Genomic DNA, 22,143 nt, shown 5'->3' on the forward strand with positions numbered 1-22,143 from the left:
CTATTTTCCTTTTATAAAACCGTAGGGTTTTGCTTTTTCAAACCAAAATGCAGAATTTGGGTTATTGATATAATCTAGCTTTTGCCATAGTTCCGTTACCCAATGCTCGACGTGTGGCGAGGATAGCATGGTCATATGGTTGCCGCGTGCCAACATTGTATTTAGTTTGGCAATATGAGTATGCCATTGAGTTTCACGGTCTTCCCTTTCGTCTGGATCACCCTCTTCTGCGCTGATCATATGCACTACACCTTCATAGCGGGAGCGAGGGAAATAGCGGGTATTCATATTAGCCTGCATGACGCGGATAATCCCTTGCAGCATGGATAATGGCGTTTTGGCAGGGAAAAAACCGGCTTGCACCAATGTGTCGTGCAGAAGTTGGGTCTGTCCATCTGCATCCAGGTTTTCAAACTCTTGCCGGCTGAGCGGAAGAGGAGTCTCCAATATCATATTGTAAACATCAATTAATTCCATGATGGTATCAATTCTATTGAGCAACTTGATTTTACTGGGTAATTCGAGAGGATGGCCTAACTGTTCAGGTTCATCGCTATCAATGAGGATCAAATCAGAGACCAATTCTCCTTCAGCTTGTAGTTGCAATGCCATCTCAAAGGCAATCCAGCCACCAAAAGAGTGGCCCAGCAGGTGATATGGGCCGTGGGGCTGGATTTGGCGAATAGTCTGGATATAAGCCCGGGCAACGGCTTCAACGCTGGAATAGGGGAAATTGTGTTCAGCCGTAAATCCCCGGGCCTGCAACGCATATACCGGAAGCTGTTGTGGGAACGATATCGCCAGCTCAAGCAAGCTTGAAGGGCTGGCACCCGCACCAGGCATGCAGAACAACGGTGATACAGATTGAGAACCCAATTGAATGATAACGCGTGGATCAAAAGGCGGAACCGCCTGCAACTGTTCGGTAATTGAATCAATAAGCTGGTTCAGTAACGGCGATTGCATGATGGAGAAATGCGTTCCGCCGATGGGGTGAAGTTCGGAATGGCTGCCAGCGATACCTTGCCAGCCGCGCCAATTGTCATCGCTGGCTAATTCATCTGCGGTGTACAGGTGAATGGCTAAATTTGACTTCTCTGCCTGATAATGTTGACCAAGCTGGGTAATTGTCTCTGCGGTATGCAACCGAAGGAGAATATCCCCACTTGTGATGCTGGCGGGCAGCCACTGTTGTTCAATGCAGAAATCCAGTACTTGTCCCAATTCGCTGAATTGATAAAGCTTTTCCAAAGCCTGTTCGTCTATATTCGCTTGGGCGCGCAATGAGTCAATAATGTACTCAATTTGTTTTGCTTCTGTATCTGCACCAGCGGATTGATCGGTATTTATTGATGGCTCATTTTTGTCTGTGCTGCTGCCCGTATTGAAATGAAGATACGAGTCGATCATGCCGAGGAATTCAACAACGTCACCTTGGTTTGTGAACTGTTGCGCGATTTCATAGGCTATCAGGCCGCCAATTGACCATCCTGCCAGACGGTAAGGCCCTTGTGGTTGAACTCGGCGAATGGCTTGAACATGACAGGCCGCGAGTGCCTCAATGGAAGCTGGCGGGTTCTCAAGCGTATGAATACCCAAAGCCTGTAATGCGTAAACCGGAAGCTCCGGCGGCAAAAGGGCAGCCAGTGGTGAATAAACCAGTGGGTCGCCGGACGTTTCGTGCACCAGGAACAGCGGCAACAAAGAACCTGCCGGGCTTAGCGGCACAGGGTTTGCATCAAACGGGGATACTGACATGGTAAATCCTTTATCGATAGTTAAAGCCAAATCAGACAATGTTGGGTAGGTAAACAAGGTCGTCAGCGAAATTTCCATATCTTGCTCGCGCATACGGTTCAATAGCTGTATGGCGAGTAGTGAGTGGCCACCAAGTTCAAAGAAATGGTCATGGCGGCCGATGCGTTCCAATCCCAATAAATCTTGCCAGATTTGGGCCAGAGTTATTTCTACTTCACCGCGCGGCGCAGCATAGCCGTGTGCCACCGTGGAGGAGGCATCCGGCGCGGGGAGTGCCTGACGATCGAGTTTGCCATTGGGAGTCAGTGGATATGCATCTAATGTTACAAAAGCGCTGGGCAGCATGTACTCAGCAAGTTCTCGGACGAGTTGTCGACGCAGTTCGGCTGGGACAAGTTCAACCCCTTCCTGAGGCAGTAAATACGCAACCAAACGTTTTTGACTCTCTTCACGAACCAATACGATCGCTTCGCGTACACCTTCGCACTGTTCAAGTTTTGCCTCAATTTCACCCAGTTCGATGCGGAAACCACGTATCTTAACTTGAAAATCGTTGCGGCCAAGGTATTCGATATTGCCATCCGGCAGCCAGCAGCCGAGATCGCCGGTTTTGTACATGCGGGCTTCAGGCTCAGAGGAGAACGGGTCGGCAATAAAGTGCTCGGCGGTTAATTCAGGCCGGTTCAGGTAGCCTCGTGCCACTCCGTGACCGGCGATATGAATTTCACCGGCAACGCCAAGGGGAACCGGTTGACCATGCGGATCCAGAATATAAATCTGGGTGTTGGCAATCGGGCGGCCGATAGGAATGGAACGAGCCACATCAATCGGCGGATTAATCAAATAGGTGGTGGCAAATGTTGTGGTTTCTGTTGGCCCATATCCATTGATCAGATGTTTTGGTTTGGCATCCGCTGACAATACCCGTTGGATTTTACGGGGATCAAGGACATCGCCGCCGACAAGCAGATAACGCAGTTGTCCGAACAGGGGGCGGAGAGTATCGAGATATTCGTTGAACAAGCCGACAGTTAGCCAAAGGGCCGTGACTTGCCCTTGGATAAGGGAATCGCGGAAGCGCGCCGGGTCAAGCAATACGGATTGTGGCACGATGTGCAGGCGTCCTCCATTGAGCAGGGCAGACCAGATTTCCCAAGTCGATGCGTCAAACGCAACATTGGCGCAATGGGCAACACAGTCGTTTGCATTAATGTCCGCATATGCATTATTGATAATCAATCGGTTGATATTGCGGTGTTCGACCATGACACCCTTGGGCTTTCCTGTCGAACCGGAGGTATAAATCACATAGGCCAAATGGCGAGATGTCAGCCCCAGCGTCTGTGGATCTGGATTATGGTTCGGTTGTGCCTCCAGTAACGTATTTTGGGCATCAAGCACGACCGCCGGTAGGGTGCCGGGGAATTTTTCGAGCAGTGCAACCTGAGTCACTAATGCCCGCGGGGCAGCATCTTCCAGCATATACGCCAGCCGTTCGGCCGGATAGGTCGGGTCAAGTGGCATATAAGCCCCACCAGCCTTGAGAATGGCGAGTATCCCGACTACCGTATCCAGACTGCGTTCAATACAAATCGCCACCCGATCATCGGGGCGTACGCTCAGATCAATCAGATAATGGGCCAGACGGTTCGCGCGTTGATTCAGTTCATCGTAGGTCAGTGTCTGGCTGCCGGCGACGATAGCTGTGGCATCTGGATGTTGTTTTACCCGATCTTCAAAAAGCTGGTGGGTCAGGGCATCTTGTGGGAAATCCGCCTGAGTGGCGTTGAAGTCCGTCAATAGCTGTTGGCGCTCTGAGTCCGGCAGCATTGGTAAAGTGGCAATGTTTTGATTCTCATTGTCGGCCATTGCCGTGAGGGTATTAATTAAATAACCCACCATGCGCTCAACGGTTGAAGGGGAGAATAAATCAACGGCGTAAGCCAAGGCGCCCGCTAAACCTGTCTCGGTTTCAGCCAGTGATAAGGTTAAGTCAAAATGAGCGCTGTGCTGTGTCTGTTCAAAAGGGGTGAACTGCAAATCAGGTAATACCAACTCCTGAGCCGGAGTATTATTCAATGCCAGCATCACTTGGAAAATCGGGCTGTAGCTGAGATTACGTTCAGGTTGCAACGCTTCCACCACCTGCTCAAAAGGCAAATCCTGATGGGCATATGCGGCGAGCGCCCGCTCGCGGACTTGCGTCAGCAAATCGGCCACACTAATGCCATCATGGAGAGTGACACGCAGGGCCAGCGTATTGACGAAGAAACCTATCAACCCTTCCAGTTCATGATGCGGCCGGTTGGCGACCGGCGTACCGATGACAATATCGTCCTGACCACTGAGGCGAGCCAGTACGATACTCCACGCAGTCAATACCGTCATGAATAAGGTGCAGTGATGGCGTTGTCCAAGCGCTTTAAGTGACTTGAGGAGAGCAGCATCAAGATGGAAAGAGACTTGATCACCGGCATAAGTCTGTACCGTGGGGCGCGGGCGATCCGTCGGCAGAGTCAGCAACGCAGGAGCATCCGCAAGTTGGGTACGCCAGAAATCACGCTGTTCAGCGAGGCGGGTTTGCTGCAACGGTGCGCCTTGTGAGTGTGCATCTTGCGGTGGAATGCCTGATAACTGCCCGGATTGCCAGACGGCATAATCAGCATACTGAATGGGCAGCGGCGGTAAAGGATCATCATGACCATCAAGCGCAGCGCGGTAGAAAGCACCCAGTTCGCGCACCAGTACACCGAGAGACCAGCCGTCAGTAATAATGTGATGCAGGGTGAGCAGTAACACATGCTCTTTATCTGCCAATTGCAGCAATTGACCACGCATAAGCGGCCCTTGAACAAAATCAAAGGGCGTTTGGGTTTCTTGTTCAAGGCGCTCGCTAATACGGTGGTGATGTAAAGCAGGATCACATTGGCGCAGATCGTGGCAGGACAGCGTAAAGCCAATGTCAGCAGGGTCGATATGCTGGCAAGGTTGTCCTTCCACCGAAATAAAGTGAGTACGCAGGCTTTCATGGCGGGCAACCAGATTATCAAATGCGGCAGACAATGCTTGACGGTTGAGTGTCCCCGTGAGGCGTAATGCGGCAGAAAGGTGATAGGCCAGACTGGCTGCCGGAGAGAGCTGGGCAAGGAACCACAGGCGTTGCTGGGCAAAGGACAGCGGCAGGAACTGATCGCGAGCGACCACAGGAATAGCGGTCTGCGTTGTTTCGGCGGTGTCGGTCAGCGTGTGGGCCAGCACCATCAGCACCGGTTGTGCAAAGAGCGTTTGTAACGGTAATTCCTTTGCCAGCACTTGGCGTACGCGAGCCACCAGTTGAATAGCCAGCAATGAATGCCCGCCCAGCTCAAAGAAATGGTCATGGCGGCCGACGCGCTCCAGTCCCAGCAATGCCTGCCAGATTTGCGCCAGCGTTGCTTCTGTTTCACCCCGCGGGGCTTCATAGGTTCGCGTTGCCACTGACGCGGTATCCGGTGCAGGCAGGGCTTGGCGATCCAGTTTGCCGTTGGGGGTTTGCGGAAATGCGTTGAGCACCACAAAGGCGCTGGGCAGCATGTAATCGGCAAGATGTTGGGCGAGTTGCTGACGCAGCTTGGCGGGTTGCAGTTTCATGCCGTCTGCGGGGCGCAGGTAGGCAACCAGACGCTGCGGGTCAGCGCCTTCATTCCGGGCAATCACAACCGCTTCCCGCACGCCGTGGCNGCGCATCAACTGGGCTTCAATTTCGCCCAACTCCACGCGGAAGCCACGCACTTTCACCTGAAAATCATTGCGGCCCAGATAGTCGATATTGCCATCCGGCCGCCAGCGGCCAAGGTCGCCGGTTTTGTACATGCGGGCGCCGGTTTCTGTACAGAAAGGGTCGATAAGGAAACGTTCCGCCGTCAGTTCAGGGCGGTTCAGATAACCGCGGGCAACCCCGCGGCCGGCGATGTAAATTTCTCCGGTCACACCAAGGGGCACGGGCTGCCTGTCGGCATCAAGGATATAGATACGGTTGTTGGCAATCGGGCGGCCGATGGGGGGCAACACCGGCCATTGTGCCGGCTCCTGCTCCAGCATGTAAGCGGTTGTCACGTGGCTTTCGGTCGGGCCATAGTGATTGTGCAGACGGCAGTTTCCGGCACGGTGCAGGAAACGCTGAATGGCCGGGGTGATACGCAGTTGTTCACCGGCGGTCACGATATGGGCCAGACAGGAAAAATCCGCCTCGCTTTCACCGGCGGCATCGGCAAGGTGCTGGAGCGCAATGTAGGGCAGGAAAATCCGGTCAATCCGGTGCCGGGCAATCAGGCGGAGAAGCTGGTCGGGTTGTCGGCGCAGGGATTCATTAATCAGCACCAGACAGCCACCGTCACACAGGGTGGTGAAGATTTCCTGAAAGGCGACGTCAAATCCCAGCGCGGCAAACTGGAGGGTTTTGCCGGTGCCGGCGGGTTGGGAAGGCTGGCGGTGCCATTGCAGTAAATTCACCAACCCTGCCAGCGGCATCTCGACGCCCTTGGGCAAGCCGGTGGAGCCGGAGGTGTAGATGACATAGGCCAGATGGTGTGGCGATACCCCCACAGCGCGGGTATCTGGATTGTCGGTCGATTGTTCAGACAAGGCATTGTGTTCAGACAAAGAACGGTCAGGCGCATCCAGCAGCAGGGTGGCGTATTTCGCCGCGGGCACTGCCTGTTTTAGCCTGCCGGCAAGGGCAGTCTGGGTCAGCAGGGCCACGGGAGCGGCATCGTTGAGCATGTAAGCCAACCGTTCACTCGGGTAGGCCGGGTCAAGGGGAACGTAAGCGCCGCCGGCCTTGAGGATGGCGAGCAAGCCCACCACCATGTCCGGACTGCGTTCAACACAAATGGCGACCCGTTCATCGGGGCGCACGCCCAACGCAATCAGGTGGTGGGCCAGTTGGTTGGCCCGCTGGTTCAGTTCGCCGTAACTGACTGTGTGTTCTTCAACGGCGATGGCGACGGCATCGGGGTGCAGTGCGGCCTGAGCCTCAATGTATTGGTGAATCAGTGGCGGGTGGCCAGAAAAGTCTGTTGAGAAGTCGGTCTGCGTGGCGTTGAAATCTACCAGCACTTGCTGTTGCTCCATTGCTGACAGCATGGGTAAGGCATTGCAGGTTTGTGTCTCATCAGTCACCATCGCCGCCAATATATTGGTGAAATGACCGACTATGCGATTGATGGTGGCGGAATCGAATAAATCGGCGGCATAGTTCAGAGCGCCTACCAGTCCCGCTTCCGTTTCAGTCAGCGCTAAAGTCAAATCGAAATAGGCACCGTGGTGTGCTTGTTCAAGTGATGTGAGCTGTAAACCGGGTAACGTCAACTGTTGGGCCGGCGTATTGTTTAATGTCAGCATCACTTGAAAAATCGGACTGTAACTCAGGCAACGTTCGGGTTGAACGGCCTCCACGACTTGCTCGAAAGGCAGATCTTGGTGGGCATAAGCGGTAAGCGCTTGTTCTTTGACCTGTGCCAGAAGTTCAGCCACTCTGGGGTTATCATGGAGTTTGATCCGCAGCGCCAACGTATTGACAAAGAAACCGATTAATCCTTCAAGCTCATGATGTGGTCGGTTGGCAACCGGCGTGCCGATGACAATATCATCCTGACCACTGAGACGGGTCAATACGATACTCCATGCCGTCAGCACCGTCATGAATAAAGTACAGTGATGGCGCTGCCCAAGCGCCTTGAGCGAAGTCAATAACGTCGCATCAAGATGAAAAGTAACTTGGGCGCCCATATAAGTCTGTATTGCCGGACGTGGATGGTCGGTGGGAATTGTCAGTAAGGCAGGGGCACCCTTAAGTTGGGCACGCCAGAAATCACGTTGCTCAGTGAGAAAAGTGCCTTGCAACTGTTCATGTTGCCAGACTGCGTAATCTGCATATTGCACAGGCAGTGGCGGTAAAGGATCATGATGACCAACGAGGGCAGCGCTATAGCCCGCCCCCAATTCCCGAACCAGTACGCTTAGGGACCAACCATCCGTAATAATGTGATGCTGGGTCAGCAGCAGCACATGTTCTTCTTCCGCCAGTTGCAGCAATTGTCCGCGAATGAGCGGGCCTTGGGCAAAATCGAAAGGGGATTGAGAATCCAACTCCGCGAGTTCAGCAACACGGGCAGATTGTAGCGTGGGTTCTAGCTGGCGAAGATCATGGCAAGTCAGGGAAAAACCGCTGTCAGCGGCGTCAATGTACTGGTACGGTTGCCCTTCGACGGCAACAAAACGGGTGCGCAGGCTTTCGTGGCGGGCAACCAAGCGATTGAGGGCATCAATCAGGGCATCATGATTGAGTTGACCGGTCAGGCGCAGCGCCGCAGGCAGATGGTAAGCCAGACTGGCAGCCGGATCGAACTGGCCGAGGAACCACAGGCGTTGTTGGGCAAAAGACAGAGGCAACGGCTGGTTGCGATCCGCGGTGGGGATCATCGCCTGGGCGGTTATTGCTGTCTCTGCCAGTGTCTCGGCCAAAGCCATCAAGACGGGCCTGTCAAACAGCTTCTGCAAGGGTAAATCACGCGAAAGTGCCTGACGTATACGCGCCACAAGCTGAATGGCAAGTAAAGAGTGACCACCGAGTTCAAAGAAATGGTCATGACGCCCGACTTGCTCCAGCCCCAGAAGATCTTGCCAGATTTGTGACAGTATCACTTCTATTTCGCCGACGGGGGCTGCATAGCTGCGTGTGACGACAGCCGATGGATCGGGAGCGGGCAGTGCCTGACGGTTCAGTTTGCCATTGGGCGTCAACGGGAAAGATTCCAGTATCACAAAAGCGCTGGGCAGCATGTAGTCGGCAAGGTACAGGGCAAGTTGCTGGCGCAATTCCGCGGGGATTAATTTTGCACCATCCATTGGCCGCAGATAGGCAACCAACCGGTTCTGCCCCGGCTCATCTTCACGGGCGGTAACCACGGCTTCCCGCACTCCTTGACACTGGGTAAGGCGGGTTTCGATTTCGCCAAGTTCAATGCGGAAACCGCGCAGTTTTACCTGAAAATCATTGCGTCCCAAATACTCAATGGTGCCATCCGGCAACCAGCGACCGAGATCCCCGGTTTTATACATGCACGCATCGGAATTGGTGGAGAAAGGATCACTGAAAAAACGTTCAGCAGTGAGCTCCGGCCGATTTAAATAGCCACGGGCAACGCCGGCTCCTGCGATATAGATTTCACCGGTCACGCCGAGGGGGACTGGATACCCATGAGTGTCAAGAATATAGCTTTGAGTATTGGCAATCGGCCGACCAATCACTGAAATTTCCGGTACGCCGGAGACAGCTGAATATTGATAGTAAGTGGCATCACCATTGATTTCTGACGAGCCATAAAAATTGAACAGCCGTATCCAAGGATAATCAGTCACTACCTGGCGAGCCAATTCAGGGGCAAGCCGTTCCCCGCTGCAAATCAAGACATCAATGGATTGCAGTTGATGTCTGTCATCGCCGTGGTGAGATTGCACCAAGAGCTTCAATAGCGAAGGCACGACGACTAAATGGTTAACCCCGAAGCGCTGCAAGCCAGTTTTCAGCAATGCGGGATCTTTGGCTTCATGGTTATTGAAAACGACAAGTTTACCGCCAGCCAATAATACGCCCAGAGTTTCAGTCAGCGAATCGACAAAGCTGATACTGGTTTTCAGCGCGCCTATCAACGGAGATGTCGCAATATCGCGCACAAACCACAACAAGCGGTTGCACAAGGCACGATGGCTGCTCATCACGCCCTTGGGCTGGCCCGTTGAACCGGAAGTGTAAACGACATAGGCCAAATGGTGGGCTGCCAAACCGGGAACTTCTGGCCCGCTTTCAAATAAAGCCTGCTCCGGTTGTGCCCCGTCGGCCATGTCTTGATCGTCGAGCAAGATAATGGGTATGGACGGTTTTGATATAGCCGATTTTGAAATGGAGGGTATCGAAATGGCTGTGGGATCTGATGATTCAGAAGATGCAAAAATACCGCCCTCCGCCTTTTGGGTCAGCAATACTGCCTGTTGGGTCAATAGAGCGACAGGCGCGGAATCTTCAATCATATAAATCAGCCGCTCGGTCGGGTAAGCCGGATCAAGGGGAACATAGGCCGCTCCTGCCTTAAGGATGCCGAGCAAGCCCACGGCCATATCCAAACTGCGCTCGACACACATGGCGATGCGGTCATCCGGCCGCACCCCCAGGGCGATTAAATGATGTGCCAGACGATTGGCCCGGCGATTCAGCTCGTCGTAACTGAGAGATTGATCTTGGCACACAATGGCAATATCAGCAGGATGGCGCGCCACTTCAGCTTCAAAGAGCTGATGGATCAGGACATCGGGAGAGAAATCGGCTTGTGTGGCGTTAAAATCCACCAAAAGTTGTTGTTGCTCTGCCGCCGGCAAAATCGGTATTTGCAAAATGGGTTGTTGCGGTGCATGGTTCAGGGCATCAACAAGTCCGCTGATGGCCGTCATCAGGTAATTGAGCACACGGACAGAATCAATTTCGGCAATGGTTTGGGTCATCAGGTGGAAATCGGTGCCCAAATCATCCACCGATAGCGTCATTGGATAGTTAGTTCGCTCCTCGGCAGCCAAAATGCGCATGCCTGCCCAAACCTTGTCAGTAGCACCCGCCTCACCGGCATGACTGTGGCGATAGTTCAACAAGGCGCTGAACAGCGGCATGGGCTGGGCAACACCACTGCACCGTTGTGCCAATGACAACGGTGCTTGCTCATGTTCCAGCAAGTCCGTCAGATTGCGGTAAGTCGCCTGAACCACGTCATGAGCACTGCGCCCGTTGAGGGAGATCCGGATTGGCAGCGTGTTGATAAACATCCCCAATATCTGATTGGCTCCCGTGATCCCCTGCAAGCGTCCCAGCAAGACAGTACCGAATACCACATCATCGTGGCCGCTGGTTTGCGCCAGCACCTGCGCCCAGGCAATGTGGAACAGCACACTGGGGCTGACACCCAAACGGCGGGCCTGAGAGCGAATGGTTTTTGCCATCACTGGATCGAGCGGCTGGCGGGTTTCATTAATCGCCCCCGTTTCATTGTTTCCCTTGAGTACCCCGAATGGCGCGGTAGGCTCATCAATATCGGATAACTGAGTGCGGAAATAATCCTCATGGGCAGAGGTCGGTACGCTTAACGTCTGGGCAATGAAATCACGATAAGGGCGCGCAGCAGGTAATTTCTTCGTATTTCCCTGCAACACTTGGGCAATTTCAGCGAAGATCAGCTCCAGAGTCAGGTGGTCGCAAACCAAATGATGGAAACTTAAAGAGAGCAACCACTCATTTTGCAGCGGATCATGGGCGATATGGGCAGCCAATAGCGGGGCGAGTGCCAGATTGATGCGGCGCTGGCGTGGGTCGGTGTAAGCGCGCAACTGAGATAAAACATCGTCTGTCGATGTGGGCGTGAACGTATTGACAGGCAGCGAAGCGTGCCGCCAGACCACTTGAACGGGGTGATCCAATTCTTGCCAATAGGCGGACGTGCGCAGGATATCATGACGGTCGATGATCTGTTGCAGCGCGGCCAGAAAGTTATCGAGGCGTTCGGATGTGTCGAAGGCAAGCAGACTTTGCAGCAGGTAATCATCACCTTGGGACTGCAACAAATGATGGAAAATAATGCCTTCCTGCAACGGGGCCAGCGGGTAAATATCTTGTACATTGCTTACACCACCGGGAATTGTTTCAACGATGGCATTGATCTCGGATTGGGTCAGTGAAACCAGCGGCAGCATATCTGGGGTGATGGCCGTGCAATCTGCGGGGATCAGATTAGCCGGCACCGTGAAAGCCTGCGTGCTGTCCTGAGAGTCTGTGACAGTTTTGGCCAGTTCGCTCAAAACCGGAGCGGCAAAGACACTGCGCACATCAAGTCGCCAGCCGAGGTGATGCAGCCGCTCAATCAGGCTGACTATCATCAGCGAGTGCCCGCCCAGTTCAAAGAAATGATCATGTCGGCCCACTTGCTCCAGCCCCAGCAAATCCTGCCAAATTTGTACCAAGGCAATTTCCACCTCGCCAACGGGTGGGGCATATTCACGTGCGATAACGGCGGCAGGTTCCGGATCAGGGAACGCCTGCCGATCAAGTTTGCCATTCGGGGTCAGCGGGAAAACATCAAGGATAACGAAAGCGCTGGGTAACATATATTCCGCAAGGTGGCAGGCGAGTTGCTCCCGCAGTTGTGCCGGAAGCAGCTCAACACCTTCTTGCGGCCTCAGGTAAGCGATTAGCCGCTTCTGACCTAACTTACTCTTCTGGCTCAAGTTGTTCTTTTCATCAGCAGCGTTCCCGTCATCAACATCATGACTGGAGCGGTTATCCTCACGGGCGAGAACCACCGCTTCACGTACACCGGGGCACTGCATTAACTGGGCTTCTATTTCACCAAGCTCAATGCGGAAACCACGCAGTTTCACCTGAAAATCATTGCGCCCAAGATATTCGATATTACCGTTGGGTAACCAGCGCCCCAGATCGCCGGTTTTATACATAACAGTATTGAAATTCACGGTATTGAAATTCGGCTGGCTAAATTCGGATAAGAATGGATCGGCCAAGAAGCGTTCGGCCGTCAATTCAGGGCGATTCAGATAGCCCCGTGCCACACCGGCACCGGCGATAAAAATTTCTCCCGCAACGCCAAGGGGAACGGGTTGGCCATGCGAATCGAGGATATAGACTCTTGTATTGGCGATGGGGCGACCAATGTGATTCACAAACCCGGCAGTCCTTTCCATGCATGTCCAGGTCGAATAGGTTGTTGTCTCTGAAGGGCCATACAGGTTGCATATGTGTTGCACAGCGGTGTTGGCAAACAATCGCTCAACAATATGGGATTTCAGCGCTTCCCCTGCCAGATTGATGGTTTGAACCGTGGGCGGGATAGCACCGGCTTCCAGCAGTTGTGCAATTGCGGATGGCACGGTATTGATGAGGCTTATGGCATCGGTTGCTGCGGGCAAAGATTCCGTCGAAGCGCGTTCTGCCGTGATTAAAGACAAGGCATCAGGAACAATGTGCACTGTACCGCCAGAAATCAGTGGTGCAAAACATTCGTACACAGCCAGATCAAAATTGAACGAAGTGGCAAACAGGGTATTTGCCAGAGCTTCCCGACTGAACGTTCGTTGCGCCCAAGTCAGGAAATTCACCGTATTGCGGTGGGCGATGGCAACGCCTTTGGGCAATCCGGTGGAGCCGGAGGTATAAATCACATAAGCCAGATGTTGTGATGCTAATCCCAGCGTTGCGGCATCCAGATTATCTGCCGATTGTGCCTCAATGAACGATCCCCGGTTTTCAGCGATTCCATCAATCAACAGGGTAGTAACAGGGGGGGTCAGCTTGTCGGCAAACTGGCGCTGGGCAAGGAGGATAACGGGTGCCGAGTCTTCGAGCATATGTGCCAGTCGTTCAGCCGGATAGGCCGGATCGAGCGGCACATACGCACCGCCTGCCTTAAGGATGGCGAGCAGGCCTATCACCATTTCCGGACTGCGTTCAACGCAAATGGCGACTCGATCATCAGGTTTTACCCCCAATGCAACTAAATGATGGGCCAATCGGTTGGCTTGCTGGTTCAGATCGCCATAGCTGAGTGATTGGGCCTCACCGGCAGGGTCAAGGTTGCTACAGATAATAGCAGTCGCAGCAGGCGTTAGTGCCGCTTGCGCCTCAACCAATTGGTGGATCAGGGCGTCATGCGGGAAATCAGCTTGTGTGGCGTTGAATTCCACCAACAATTTCCGCCTTTCAACAGCCGATAACATCGGCAGTTTATAAACAGGTTGCGTTACATCGCGTGTCATCGCGAGCAGGATCTGGTGCAGATAACCGAGCATACGCTCGATGGTAGCCGCATCAAACAAATCCACGGCATACTCCAGCTCTCCGAACAGGCCGGCATCGGTTTCCGTCAGAGATAATGTCAGGTCGAAGTGGGTCTTGTTCCGCACTTGCTCAACCGGGGAGAGTTGCAGGCCAGGCAATGTGAGCGTTTTGGCCGGTGTGTTGTTCAGCGCCAGCATCACTTGAAAAATCGGGCTGTAGCTTAGGCTGCGCTCAGGTTGCAGTGTTTCCACTACCTGCTCAAAAGGTAAATCTTGATGGGCATAGGCAGAAAGGGTACGTTCACGGACTTGCGTGAGCAGGTCAGCAACAGTGGAGGAATCGGATAGTGTAATGCGCAGGGCCAGCGTGTTGACAAAGAAACCGATCAAGCCTTCCAGTTCATGGTGCGGGCGGTTGGCAACCGGCGTGCCAATCACAATATCAGTTTGTCCGCTGAGTCGGGCAAGAGCGATGCTCCATGCTGTCAGGACGGTCATAAACAGCGTGGCGTTATGCTGTTGCCCGAAAGATTTCAGGGCGGTCAGCAAGGTTGCATCGAACCGGACAGGCACTTGAGCGCCGGTATAAGACTGCACCGCCGGGCGTGGGCGATCGGTCGGCAGATCCAGCAAAGCCGGGGCGCCTTCAAGTTGGGCGCGCCAAAAGTCACGTTGCTGGGTGAAGACATCCCCCTGTAACCAGTTACGTTGCCAGACTGCATAATCGACATACTGGATAGGCAATGGCGGAAGCGGGTTATCATGACCGGCAAGGGTAGCGCGGTAGAGTGTCCCCAGTTCATGAACCAGTACACCAATGGACCAGCCGTCAGAAATAATGTGATGCTGATTGAGCAGGAGCACATGTTCTTCGTCCGCCAATTGCAACAATTGCCCCCGAATCAGCGGGCCGTGGGTCAGGTCGAAAGGCGTCTGGGCTTCAAGGGCAGTAAGTTCAGCGATACGTTCGGCGTGCGCTTTTTCCCCAAATGGGCGCAAGTCTTGGCGGGACAGGGCAAAACCTGAATCGGCAGGCTCGATGCATTGATGGGGCTGACCATCAATCAGTATAAAGCGGGTACGCAGGATCTCATGGCGGGCTACCAAGCAATTGAGTGCCTGAATCAGCGCATCATGGTTGAGTTGGCCTGTCAGGCGTAACGCTGCCGGAATGTGATAAGCCAGCCCGGCAGCCGGATCGAGCTGGGTCAGGAACCATAAGCGCTGCTGGGCAAAAGAGAGTGGCAGAGGAAGATCCCGCGCAGTCTGCTCAATGGGTGGCCGTTTATGGTGCTTCTGAGTTTGCAGTTGTTCTTTGATTTTTTTCTTTAAAACAGCCAGCTTCAGATTTTCGAGATTCATATCGGTCTTGCTCATTTATTGTCTCCGCCTAAAATTGCTGCTAACTCTTCTGCTGACATTGAATCAAGGGCATTTTGGAGCGACTCAATGTCATTTTTTCCAATGGCATCCATTTGGGCCGCAAAGATGACGTTGACTTGTTCTGCCAATATCGGGGTAAGAAATAGCTGGGAAATGGGGATATCCACCATAAATTCGTCTTCTATGCGGGTTGCAAGCTGCACGATCATCAGGGAGTGGCCGCCAAGCTCAAAGAAATTGTCATGCCGGCCAATGCGCTCCAACCCCAGTAATTCTTGCCAGATCTTGGCGAGAGACATTTCTTCCTCACTGTTTGGTGCTTCGTAACGGCGCATGACAATCGCAGATGAGTCTGGGGCGGGGAGTGCCTGACGGTCGAGTTTGCCATTGGGTGTCAGCGGGAAAGCATCAAGCACCACAAAAGCACTGGGCAGCATAAAATCAGCGAGGTGCTGGGCGAGCTGTTGGCGCAGGTCAGCCCCTTGCAGCTCAACGCCATCCTGCGCCCGCAGGTAAGCAACCAATCGTTTCTGGTTTGCCTCATCTTCACGCATCAGGACGATGGCTTCATTGACTCCGTGGCACTGCAACAATTTGGCCTCGATTTCCCCCAGTTCGATGCGGAACCCGCGCAGTTTGACCTGAAAATCATTGCGGCCGAGGAATTCGATATTGCCGTCGGGCAGCCAACGGCCGAGATCGCCGCTGTTATACATGCGCGCTTCAGTGTCTTTGGTGAACGGGTCAGGCAAGAAGCGTTCGGCGGTCAGTTCAGGTTGATTCAGGTAACCACGAGCCACGCCCGCGCCGCCAATATAAATTTCGCCTCTGGCACCACGGGGAACGGGGCGGCCTTGCGGATCAAGAATATAAATGCGGGTATGGGCAATCGGACGGCCAATGGGAATGGATCGCGCAACATCAATGGGCGTTTCACTGGACGCATCGATGCGATAAGTTGTGGCAAATGTTGTGGTTTCTGTCGGGCCATACCCATTAATCAGGTGTGCTGGCTTGGCGTTCGCAGACAGTACCCGCTGAATTTTCCGTGGATCGAGGATATCACCGCCGGTGATTAAATAACGCAATTGGCCAAACAGGGGTTGGAGGGCATCAAGGTATTCGTTGAATAAGCCACTTGTTAACCAAATTGTCGTGGTTTTCCCTTTGATCAATGACTCGCAGAAACGGGCAGGATCGAGCAATACCGACTGCGAAATGACATGCAAACGGGCGCCGTTGAGCAGGGCTGACCAAATTTCCCACGTTGATGCATCAAACGCAACATTGGCGCAATGGGCAACACAGTCACTCTGTTTGATCTCCGCATAGGGATTATTGATAACCAATTGATTGACGTTGCGGTGCTCTGCCATCACGCCTTTGGGCCTGCCTGTGGATCCGGAAGTGTAAATCACATAAGCCAAATGACGGGATGTCAGCCCTCTTGTCTGCGCAGGCGGATTATGGGGGGGCTGGCTTTCAAGGTTGAGTTCCGGACTGTCCAGCAGGATGACCGGAACCGCGCCCGACAGTGTGGCGACCTGGGTTGTTTGCATCAGGTGAGCGTCGGTCAACAAGGCCACAGGGGAGGCATCTTCAATGATATAGGCCAGCCGTTCAGCCGGATAGGTCGGGTCGAGCGGTACATAAGCCCCGCCTGCCTTGAGGATACCCAGTAATCCGACAATCATCTCCGGACTGCGTTCGAGGCAGATGGCAATCCGATCGTCGGGGCGGACACCCAAGGCAATCAAATGATGCGCCAGCTGATTGGCACGTTGATTAAGTTCGCTATAGCTCAATGTGTGTTCATTGTCGGTTTGCCCATCGAATATCACGGCAATGGCATCCGGTTGCTGCGTTACCTGAGCTTCAAATAGCTGGTGGATCAGTGCTTCTTGCGGAAAATCGGTCTGTGCGGGATTGAAATCAACCAATATTTGTTGCTGTTCTGCCTCTGACAGGATGGGAATATCCAGAATCAATTGTTGTGGATTGTGTGCCAAGGCATTGACCAGCCCATCTACGGCTGTTTGCAGGTAACCGGTGATGCTGGCCGGATCGATACCGGCTATGGTATGGGCGGTCAGATAGAAATCTTCCCCTAAATCATCCACCGAAAGGGTAATGGGATAATTGGTACGTTCCTGTGCGGCCATAACCCGCATGCCTGCCCAAACGGCCTTATCCGCTTGGGCATGGCCGGCACCGTTTTTATCAACATGCGAATGGCGATAATTGAGCAGGGCACTGAACAGGGGCAGAGAGTGTGCGATGCCGCTGCAACCCTGTGCCAGCGCCAATGGCGCTTGTTCGTGTTCCAACAGTTGCATCAAATCGAGATAAGTATCTTGCACCACTGACTGCACATTGCGCCCGGCCAAAGATACCCGTACAGGCAGGGTGTTGATGAACATCCCCAATATTTGATCAGCACCGGCACCACCTTGCAGGCGGCCTAACAGCACTGAGCCAAAGACCACATCGTCGCGGCCGCTGGTTTGTGCCAGCACATTAGCCCAAGCTGCGTGAAACAGCACGCTTGGGCTGACTTTCAGTTGACGGGCCTGGGCGCGGATAGCCTTTGACAACGCAGGGGCAAGGGGGAAACGGGCTTCTGCAACTGATGTGTTGTCATTCGGCACTGAGAGTATGCCGAAAGGTGCCGTCGGTGCATCAATATCAGCCAGTCGCTCATGGAAATAAGCCTCATGGGCTGCGGCAGAATCATTCAGGATCTGGGCAATAAAATTGCGATAGGGCAACGGGGTAGGCAATGCCCCTGCATTTCCCTGCAATATCAGTGCAATTTCAGAGAAGATCAGTTCCAGTGTCATATGATCGCTGACCAGATGGTGGAAACGCAGGGCCAACAACCATTCATCCTGAACCGGATCACAGGCAATATCCGCCGCAAATAACGGCGCTTGATTCAGATTAATACGATGCCGGCGCGGGTCGGTATGGGCAAGTAGCTGTGATGGCACGTCATCTGGCGAAATCGGCGTGAAGACATTGATGCCCAGCGGAGCCTGGCGCCAAACTACTTGGGCGGGTTGCTCCAGTCCTTGCCAGTGCACCGAAGTGCGCAAGATATCGTGACGGTTGATGACTTGCTGCAAAGCATCCATAAATGCATCGAGGCGGGCACGGGTATCGAACGCCAGCAGGCTCTGCAACAGGTAAGTATCCCCTTGTTCCTGCATCAGATAATGGAACAGGATCCCTTTTTGCAAGGGGGCCAATGGATAGATGTCCTGTATATTGCCCGCCCCGGCGGGAATGGCCTCCACAATCGAATCAATTTCAGGCTGGGTGAGGGCAATCAACGGCAGCATATCGGGGACAAGAGTGCTGCAATCATCGGGTATGCGATTTGCGGGCACGACAAAAGCACCGGCAGCACGTTGGATGGCTTGAGCCATATCAGCCAGAACAGGGGTTGAAAATACGCTGCGTACATCGAGTTTCCAGCCATTGCCGCGTAATTTTTCGATCAGGCTGACGATCATCAACGAATGGCCGCCCAGTTCAAAGAAATGGTCATGGCGGCCGACTTGCGCCAATCCCAATAAATCTTGCCAAATCTGAGCCAGTGTATTTTCTGCTTCGCCAACGGGAGATTCATAATGACGTACCGCGATTGCAGATAATGCGGGAACCGGTAGCGCCTGACGATCAACCTTGCCATTGGGTGTCAGGGGGAAAGCGTCAAGCACCACAAAGGCACTGGGCAGCATAAAATCAGCGAGATGCTGGGCGAGCTGTTGACGCAGTTCAGCTCCTTGCAATTCAACGCCGTCCTGCGCCAGCAGGTAAGCAACCAGCCGTTTCTGGTTTGCTTCGTCTTCACGCATCAGGACGATGGCTTCACTGACCCCGTGGCACTGCAACAATTTGGCCTCGATTTCCCCCAGTTCGATGCGGAACCCACGTAGTTTGACCTGAAAATCATTGCGGCCGAGGAATTCGATATTGCCGTCGGGCAGCCAACGGCCAAGGTCGCCGCTTTTATACATGCGTGCCCCGTCGTCTTTGGAGAACGGATCAGGCAAGAAGCGCTCGGCGGTCAATTCAGGCTGATTCAGGTAACCACGGGTCACGCCCGCGCCGCCAATATAAATTTCGCCACTGACACCAAGGGGAACAGGATGGCCTTGCGGGTCAAGAAGATAAGTGCGGGTATGGGCAATCGGGCGGCCAATGGGAATGGATCGTGCAACATCAATGGGCGTTTCACTGGACGCATCGATGCGATAAGTTGTGGCAAATGTTGTGGTTTCTGTCGGGCCGTACGCGCAAATCATATGTTCAGGCGGAAAATCCATCAACTGTATCTGCTGTATTTTTCGTGGGTCAACGACATCACCGCCGGTGATTAAATAACGCAATTGACCAAACAGGGGCTGGAGGGCATCAAGGTATTCGTTGAATAAGCCACTTGTTAACCAAATTGCCGTGGTTTTCCCTTTAATCAATGACACGCAGAAACGGGCAGGATCGAGCAATACCGACTGCGGAATGATATACAAACGGGCACCGTTAAGCAGAGCTGACCAGATTTCCCACGTTGATGCATCAAATGCAACATTGGCGCAATGGGCAACACAGTCACTTTCCCTGATCTCCGCATAGGGATTATTGATAACCAATTGGTTGACGTTGCGGTGCTCTGCCATCACGCCTTTGGGTTTGCCTGTGGAACCGGAAGTGTAAATCACATAGGCCAGATGGCAGGATGTCAGTTCCCTTGTCTGCGCGGGCGGATTATGGCTGGGCTGGCTTTCAAGGTTGAGTTCCGGACTGTCCAGCAGGATGACCGGAACCGCGCCCGATAGGGTGGCGACCTGGGTTGTTTGCATCAGGTGAGCGTCAGTCAACAAGGCCACAGGGGAGGCATCTTCAATGATGTAGGCCAGCCGTTCAGCCGGATAGGCCGGATCGAGCGGCACATAAGCCCCGCCTGCCTTGAGGATGCCCAACAATCCGATAATCATCTCCGGGCTGCGTTCGAGGCAGATGGCAATCCTATCGTCGGGACGGACACCCAAAGCAATCAAATGGTGCGCCAGTTGGTTGGCACGGCGGTTTAATTCGCCATAACAGATGGCCTGTTTCTCTGGTTTATTTTTCGCCTGATGTTCACAAACAAACTCAAGCGCAATGGCGTCAGGGCGGCGAGCCACTTGTTGCTCAAAAAGCAGGTGAATCGGGGCATCTTGCTGGTCACTTGGCTGGGAATAAATCGGGGACTGGCTAAAATCGTTCAGAAGCTGCTGTAGCTCCGATGCCGGTAACATCGGCAGGGAGGCGATGGTCTGGGTTTCATCTGCGGCCATTGCGGTCAGTATATTGACCAAATAACCCACGATGCGCTCAATCGTTGCCGCATCGAATAAATCAGCGGCATACTCCAAATCACCCACCAAACCCGTTTCAGTTTCACTCAGGGAGAGCGTCAGGTCAAAATGGGCGCCACGGCGTGCTTGTTCAATGGTCGTCAGTTGCAGGCCGGGCAGAGTCAGCGCTTGGGTCGGGGTATTATTCAGCGCCATCATAACCTGAAAAATGGGGCTGTAACTCAGGCTGCGCTCAGGTTGCAGGGCTTCCACCACTTGTTCAAAAGGCAGATCTTGGTGGGCGTAGGCCGCCAGCGCCTGTTGTCTGATTTGCGCAAGGAGATCCGCCACGTTGAGTTCGCTGTGGAATCGGACACGCAAAGCCAATGTATTGACAAAGAAACCAATCAGCCCTTCAAGCTCCTGCTGCGGGCGGTTGGCAACCGGAGTCCCGATGACGATATCATCCAGCCCCGTGAGCCGGTTGAGCACACCGCTCCAAGCGGCCAGCACTGTCATGAATAAGGTGCAGTTATGGCGCTGTCCCAGCGCCTTGAGTGATGCCAATGAATGGGCATCAAGGTGGAAGGATTGCTGACCGCCCCTATAAGTTTGCACCGCGGGGCGGGGCCGATCCGTGGGAAGCGGCAGTAAGGCCGGTGCTCCTGCCAGTTGGCTTGCCCAGAAATCACGCTGTTTCGCAAAGGAAATTGCCTGCTGCGGCTCTCCGCCCTTCTGTTTTTCCTGATCGTGTTCCTCTTGCCCCTTTTGCCATTGCTCATGTTGCCAGAAGGCGTAATCCGCATATTGAATGGGCAGGGGTGGCAAAGGGTCATCAAGGCCGTCAAGGGCGGCGCGGTAGAAGATGCCCAGTTCACGCACCAATACGCCCACAGACCAACCATCGGTAATAATGTGATGCAGTGTCAGCAGCAATACATGCTCATCATTGTTCAGTTGCAGCAACTGGCCGCGAATGAGCGGCCCTTGGGCAAAATCGAAGGGAGCCTGTGCTTCAAGTTCCGCCAGCTCGCTGACCTGTTGAGCATGCAGGGCAGGGTCATTCTGGCGCAGGTCATGGTAAGACAACGTAAAGCCAATATCAGCGGGATCGATTTGTTGGCAAGGTTGTTCATCAATGGAGACAAAGCGTGTGCGCAGGCTTTCATGACGGGCAATCAGGCGGTCGAGCGCCGCTTTCAATGCGGGGCGGTTGAGCTGTCCGGCAAGGCGCAGGGTGACCGGCAAGTGATAAGCCTGACTGGCAGCCGGATCGAGTTGACTGAGGAACCATAACCGTTGCTGTGCAAAAGATAACGGTATAGGTTGTTGCCCCTTCGCTTTTTTAATCGACGGTTGTTGCTGCTGAAGTCCACGGGCTTTTAATTGTTCCTCTAGCCTTTTTTCCAGAACCGCGCGTTTTAAGTCGTCGAGATTCATGTTAGTCCTTGTCATTATTTACTGTCTCCACTACTGTCTTTGTCTTCACGGACGTCTTCTCCGCTCAAAATTGCCATTAATTCTTCTGCTGACATTGAATCGAGTGAACTTTGCATGGATTCAATCTCGTTTTCCCCGACTGCACTCATTTGGGTTGAAAAAATGAGGTCGGCCTGCTCTGCCAACGTGGGCGAAATGAACAGGTCGGAGAGGGAAATATTGACCAAGAATCTATGTTGTATACGTGTAATCAGACGGACGACCATCAATGAGTGACCACCGATTTCAAAGAAATGGTCGTGACGGTTGACCTGCTCCAGCCCCAGTAAATCTTGCCAAATTTGGGCCA

General features: G+C 53.5%; 3 protein-coding genes (1 of these 3 only partly in view). All 3 read right to left on the reverse strand.

All coding sequences use genetic code 11. The annotated features are described in order from the left end of the window. Tightly spaced (each overlapping or abutting the next), the 3 genes in view from BM100_RS09800 to BM100_RS09810 form a layout consistent with a single transcriptional unit that may run on beyond the window. Nucleotides 1-15,006 carry a non-ribosomal peptide synthetase gene (locus BM100_RS09800; protein ID WP_092510411.1) on the reverse strand — a complete coding sequence of 5,002 codons (15,006 nt, stop codon included), beginning with the start codon at nucleotides 15,004-15,006 and terminating at the stop codon, nucleotides 1-3. Next, nucleotides 15,003-21,809: a non-ribosomal peptide synthetase gene (locus BM100_RS09805; protein ID WP_244590715.1), complete on the reverse strand. Its 6,807-nt coding sequence runs from the start codon at nucleotides 21,807-21,809 to the stop codon at nucleotides 15,003-15,005. The genes BM100_RS09800 and BM100_RS09805 overlap by 4 nt, the downstream gene beginning before the upstream one ends. After that, nucleotides 21,809-22,143: the 3' portion of a non-ribosomal peptide synthetase gene (locus tag BM100_RS09810; protein WP_092510415.1), read on the reverse strand. It continues 22,810 nt past the right edge of the window; only the last 335 of its 23,145 coding nucleotides appear in the window; the start codon falls outside the window, past its right edge; its stop codon occupies nucleotides 21,809-21,811. Before BM100_RS09810 ends, BM100_RS09805 begins: the two co-directional genes overlap by 1 nt.

Origin of the sequence: Xenorhabdus mauleonii (assembly GCF_900113945.1) — a bacterium.
In the GTDB taxonomy this organism is placed as follows: domain Bacteria; phylum Pseudomonadota; class Gammaproteobacteria; order Enterobacterales; family Enterobacteriaceae; genus Xenorhabdus; species Xenorhabdus mauleonii.

Coding starts and splice junctions, on each gene's coding strand:
- BM100_RS09805 (WP_244590715.1), bottom strand. CDS start 21,809: ATGACAAGGACTAACATGAATCTCGACGACTTAAAACGCGCGGTTCTG.